At 57.9% G+C, this 4,638-nt stretch carries 6 protein-coding genes; 3 read left to right on the forward strand and 3 right to left on the reverse strand.

Features of this window, described 5'->3' with window-relative positions; all coding sequences use genetic code 11:
- On the forward strand, window positions 1-425 hold a 425-nt coding region (locus B2W52_RS00745; RefSeq protein WP_476738504.1), incomplete at its 5' end, for a class I SAM-dependent methyltransferase.
- 10 nt (window positions 426-435) lie between these two features.
- Here B2W52_RS00745 and B2W52_RS00750 read toward each other — a convergent pair.
- Both B2W52_RS00750 and B2W52_RS00755 read right to left on the reverse strand, forming a co-directional pair.
- Window positions 436-909, reverse strand: coding sequence for a hypothetical protein (locus tag B2W52_RS00750; RefSeq protein ID WP_273071137.1), 474 nt, complete (start codon window positions 907-909; stop codon window positions 436-438).
- Window positions 910-937: 28 nt separating this feature from the next.
- The gene (locus tag B2W52_RS00755) at window positions 938-1,267 is read right to left on the reverse strand and encodes a hypothetical protein (RefSeq protein WP_041645222.1); all 330 of its coding nucleotides are present in this window, start codon (window positions 1,265-1,267) and stop codon (window positions 938-940) included.
- Window positions 1,268-1,475: 208 nt separating this feature from the next.
- On the opposite strand from B2W52_RS00755, the gene B2W52_RS00760 reads away from it, so the two are divergent.
- Window positions 1,476-1,892 carry a hypothetical protein gene (locus B2W52_RS00760; RefSeq protein ID WP_014577128.1) on the forward strand — a complete coding sequence of 139 codons (417 nt, stop codon included), beginning with the start codon at window positions 1,476-1,478 and terminating at the stop codon, window positions 1,890-1,892.
- Window positions 1,893-1,949: 57 nt separating this feature from the next.
- Entirely contained in the window at window positions 1,950-3,191 is a 1,242-nt protein-coding gene (locus B2W52_RS00765) for a saccharopine dehydrogenase family protein (protein WP_014577127.1), read from the forward strand.
- Here B2W52_RS00765 and cydC read toward each other — a convergent pair.
- On the reverse strand, window positions 3,188-4,638 hold a 1,451-nt coding region (gene cydC / locus B2W52_RS00770; protein ID WP_286800999.1), incomplete at its 5' end, for a thiol reductant ABC exporter subunit CydC. The genes B2W52_RS00765 and cydC overlap by 4 nt on opposite strands.

Genomic DNA, 4,638 nt, shown 5'->3' on the forward strand with positions numbered 1-4,638 from the left:
AACAGACCCGGTGGGTGGTTGGCAGCAATGCCAACCTGCCAATACTGCCAGAATCCCTGGATCTCGTGCTTTGCCTGTTCGGTTTTCCGGTTTACAGCGAGTTCGCCAGAGTGCTCAAGACTGGCGGGAAGGTGATGCAGGTGGATGCCGGTGCAGACCATCTTCGGGAACTGCGTGAAATCATTTATCCCGAACTGAAACCACCCGCAGACACTGAGATAGTTGATCCCGAGGGCTTCCGGACCCTGGATTCGACCGTGCTAAGGTTCCCGTTGAGTCTTCCGGACCAGGACAGCATCGCCGATCTCCTGGCCATGACACCCCATCTTTATCGGGCCAACTCGGAGGGCCTTGAGAAGGCTGCTTCGCTCGAATCACTGGTGGTGACAGTCGACGTGGTTCTGAAATGCCTGGAAAGGCGTTAACCCCCGAATTTCATTGACCGTCGTCGGAACCCTGAGCCTTGCCGCTCTTGCGGGAGGCGAGCCGCCTTTCTGCTTTCCCGATGATCAGGGTATCGGCGAGGATGTGCAGGGCCTTGTTGGTTGTGCGCACGGTCTTGTAGATCTGTTGACTCTTCTGGTCATGGGTGGCCCGAGCTTTGCGGGCAGTCTGCCGGAACTCTTCATCCTTCGAGAACAGATCAATCAGCCCGAAAGTCGTGTTCGAGATTGCTTTGTGCAGCTTTTCTACGGCGCTCGCGCCACCCGAAACCGAGTCCTCCAGCAACCGCGCCCGGTTCCGGACCTCGAGAAGATCCATTCTGCTTTTCTGGATGGCACTGTGCGCCGACACACGGTGGGAATTGAGAATCCGTGCTTCACGGCGACAGAGCAGCAGCTGCCAGTAGGCGATGCAGAATCCGCAAAAGGCCAGTAGCAGCAACAATACGATTGCGGCCAGGTTCATGATGGGGCCCTCCATTCACACATTGCGATCATCGATACTCAATCTGCATATCCACGTCGATTTCGCGCTCTGTCATCTCTTCCTCAAGTTCTTTCATCACTTCCTGGTACACCATTTTGCGAACCATCACGGGGAGTTTGTCGGCAAGCACTCGGGCAGAGCGTGACTCCCGCTTGGCCAGGGCAATCGGATCCAGTACCCGAAGCGTAATAACCAGCTCCGGTTCCTGCTCGGAATCTGCGATATCGTCGTTCTCCATCATTCGGGCGATCACTTTGCGCTGTTCAAGAACCTGCCAGCAGACAAAGCCGCTGAACAGGACAAGCAGGATGCTCAAGACTGTTAAAAAGGTGATCAATTCGAACCTCCGGAAATCGTTTTCTTGCTCTGCCTGCCAGTGTGCCCCAAGCAGTATGACAAACGATTGGCCGTGAAGACGGATTTACCGGTGTTGCCGGGAAAGTAGAACGAGCGCTCAAAACTGTTAACATTGGTTGCAGTTGTTCAATGAGCTACGCAGAATCAACGGGTTAAGGCCGACTATTCATACCAACAGAGGATTGTTCATGGTTTGGTTCAAGGCGTTTGCAAGTGGTTTTCTCGCAACCCTGGTGTTTCATCAGGGCCTGTTCGCACTGTTCTGGCTTGGGGGCATCGTGCCCGCAGCGCCCTTCAACCTGTCACCGGTGCCGCCGCTGGGTGTGCCCCAGGTTGTGTCACTGGCGTTCTTTGGTGGCCTTTGGGGAATGTTGTTGTGGCTGATTCTTGGGCGCCTGGCAGGGGTGAAGTTCTGGCTGGGGCATGTCATTGTAGGGGCTGTAGGTCCCACAGCAGTCGCCATGCTGGTTGTATTCCCCCTGAAAGGGCTAGATGTCTCGGCCCAGACCTGGGTGGGCGGCTTGCTCCTCAACGGTTTCTGGGGCCTGGGTGTTGCCGTATTCATGCGTCTGATGGGCGAGAAAGCGGTTGCCGGGCTCCGCTGAAATACCATTGATTCGTTATCAATTTCTGTTGTCATCACTGTTTACTAAGGAAGAGCAATGACCAAATCCGCAGAAACAGCCCATGATCTGGTGGTGTTCGGTGCCACCAGCTTCGTCGGCCAGATTCTTACCCGTTACTTGCTCGAGACCTACGGTGTAGGCCAATCGGTAAAATGGGCGATTGCCGGACGCTCCGAGAGCAAGCTCAACACGCTGAAGAGCAGCCTTGGCGACAAAGCCAGGGATCTGCCGGTGATTCTTGCCGATGCCGCCGACGACGCAGCCCTCAAGTCCATGTGTGAGCAGACCCGCGTGATTATATCCACGGTCGGCCCTTATGCGCTTTACGGCGAGCCGCTGGTCAAGGCTTGCGTACAGACTGGTACGGACTATTGCGATCTCACCGGCGAAGTTCAATGGATTCGCAAGATGGTGGAGCGTTACGAGGCGGAGGCGAAAACCTCCGGAGCGCGAATTGTCCACTGTTGCGGTTTCGACTCGATTCCTTCTGACATGGGCGTCTGGTTCCTGCAGAATCAGGCGGAGCAGACGTTCGGAATGCCGTGCCAGGATGTCCGCATGCGGGTCAAGACCGCCAAGGGCGAGTTCTCCGGCGGTACGGTTGCCTCCATGATGAATGTGGCGAAGGAAGCGGCGGCGGATCCGAAGCTGCGCAAGGAGCTGGCCAACCCGTTTTCCATCTGTCCGCCGGAACATCGCTCCAAGACCCGGCAGCCCAGCCTCAAGGGCGCCGAGTTTGATAAGACGTTCAACGCCTGGCTTGCTCCCTTCGTGATGGGTGCCATCAATACACGGGTGGTGCATCGCTCCAATGCCATGCAGAACGCGCGGTACGGCAAGGAATTCACCTACGATGAAGCCATGATGACCGGTCGTGGCACCAAGGGCCGGCTGGCTGCTTATGCGATCACCGGCGGCCTGGCGGCGTTCTTTACCGCCTCGGCGATCAAACCGACTCGCTGGCTGGTGGAGAAGTTTGTCCCTCAGCCGGGCGAAGGCCCAAGCCCCGAAGCCCAGAAAGCGGGGTTTTATGATCTGCGCTTTGTTGGTCGCACCGAGGACGGCAAGACCATCATCACCAAAGTGACCGGCGATCAGGATCCGGGCTACGGTTCCACCGGCAAGATGTTGGGCGAAGCGGGCATGTGCCTGGCGTTCGATATTCCGGCGGATCAGCCGGGTGGGTTCTGGACACCGTCTTCTCTGCTGGATGGCAAGCTGATGGACAGGCTTACCAGCAAGGCGGGGCTGACGTTTGAGGTTCTCGAAACCCGCTAACCACTCAGGTAGATCACACGGTCGGTGCCCGGAAGGGCATCCGACCCGTGGGCGAGACTGACCACGGTTTTCCCTTCCAGAAGCGATTCCATCCGTTTTGCTATCCTCGACCGGGTCTCGGCATCCAGGCCAGTGAACGGCTCATCCAGTATGACCAGGGGAGCTGGGTTCAGTAACACCCGTGCCAGCGCCACTCGTCGAGCCTCGCCACCTGAGAGCCTGCTTCCGGCGCTGCCCAGCCAGGTATCGAGTTGGTCCGGTTCGGTAGCGAAGCGCTCAGCCAGTTCCATCTGCTCCAGCATGCTCCAGAGTTCCGTGTCCGAAGCCTCCGGAGATCCCAGTAACAGGTTGGCCCGCAACGTGTCTTCAAACAGCACGGTTTTCTGGGTCAGGTAAACGCAATCCCTCCGCGCCAGGCTTCCCTGAGCAACCGGCAAAAGGCCTGCGAGCACATCGGCGAGTGAAGACTTTCCACTGCCGGAGTGGCCCAGAATACCGATGCGCTTGCCATCCTCAATCTCAAGATTGAAGCGCGTGAAAAGCGGCGCGTAACCGGCGTGCTTCACCGCAATATTGTCTGCAAGAAGGGCGGTTTTCGGCGGTAATTCTTGCTTTTCGTTGACAGCCTGCCGTTCCTCTTTGCGGCAATCGCGGTTCAGCCGCGCCGCGGAAGCGATGGTGGCTCCGAGCTTGCCAAAGGCATCAGGCAGCATGGCATAGACCTCAGCCAGTCCGAGCAGAGCAATGGGCAGTAAAACCAGCACAGGCCCGGATAGCGTGCCCGCCTGGAACAGGGCAAAACCCGCCCAGAGCGCCAGGACCGCAGAGAGATTTACCAGCAGATGGGTTCCGGCCAGGTGCCAGCCCACGCGGGTATCCGTTTTTGCCTGCTCTGAGGTTACCTGATGGGCCTGGCGCATAAGCCAGGCAGCATGTTTACCAGTGCGACCGGCCGCAGTTAGTTCTGAGAAACCTTCAATATGTTCAATGACCGCCGTTCGCAATTCTTCCTGCCGGTCGCTTTGCCGGGCCGCAAGTTGCCAGGTTCTGAGGTAAACACCAACCGTCGCGACCGCCAGGGCAATCACAAGAAGCAGGCCCACCAGTACAGCGGTTCCAACATCAAACAGAATGGCTGCCAGCACCACCACCAGGAGGGTTACCAGGCCAGCCAGAGCCGTAGGCGCGATTAACCGGAGGTACAGGGTATCGAGGGCATCGACATCGCTGGTCAGGCGCGAGAGCCACTGGGCGCCACTCAGCTCTCCCCGGCGTACGCGCGTGGCGCGGGACAGCCGAGAGAACAGGTTCACGCGAATATCTGTAAGCAGTCTCAGAACCGTATCGTGGTTATATACCCGTTCCAGATACCGGAACACTGTTCGGGAAACAGCGAAAAACCGGATAGCGCCACCGGGCACGTAAAGGTTGATAGTGGCCGCCACCC

Origin of the sequence: Marinobacter sp. UBA2498 (assembly GCF_002341575.1) — a bacterium.
In the GTDB taxonomy this organism is placed as follows: Bacteria; Pseudomonadota; Gammaproteobacteria; order Pseudomonadales; family Oleiphilaceae; genus Marinobacter; species Marinobacter manganoxydans.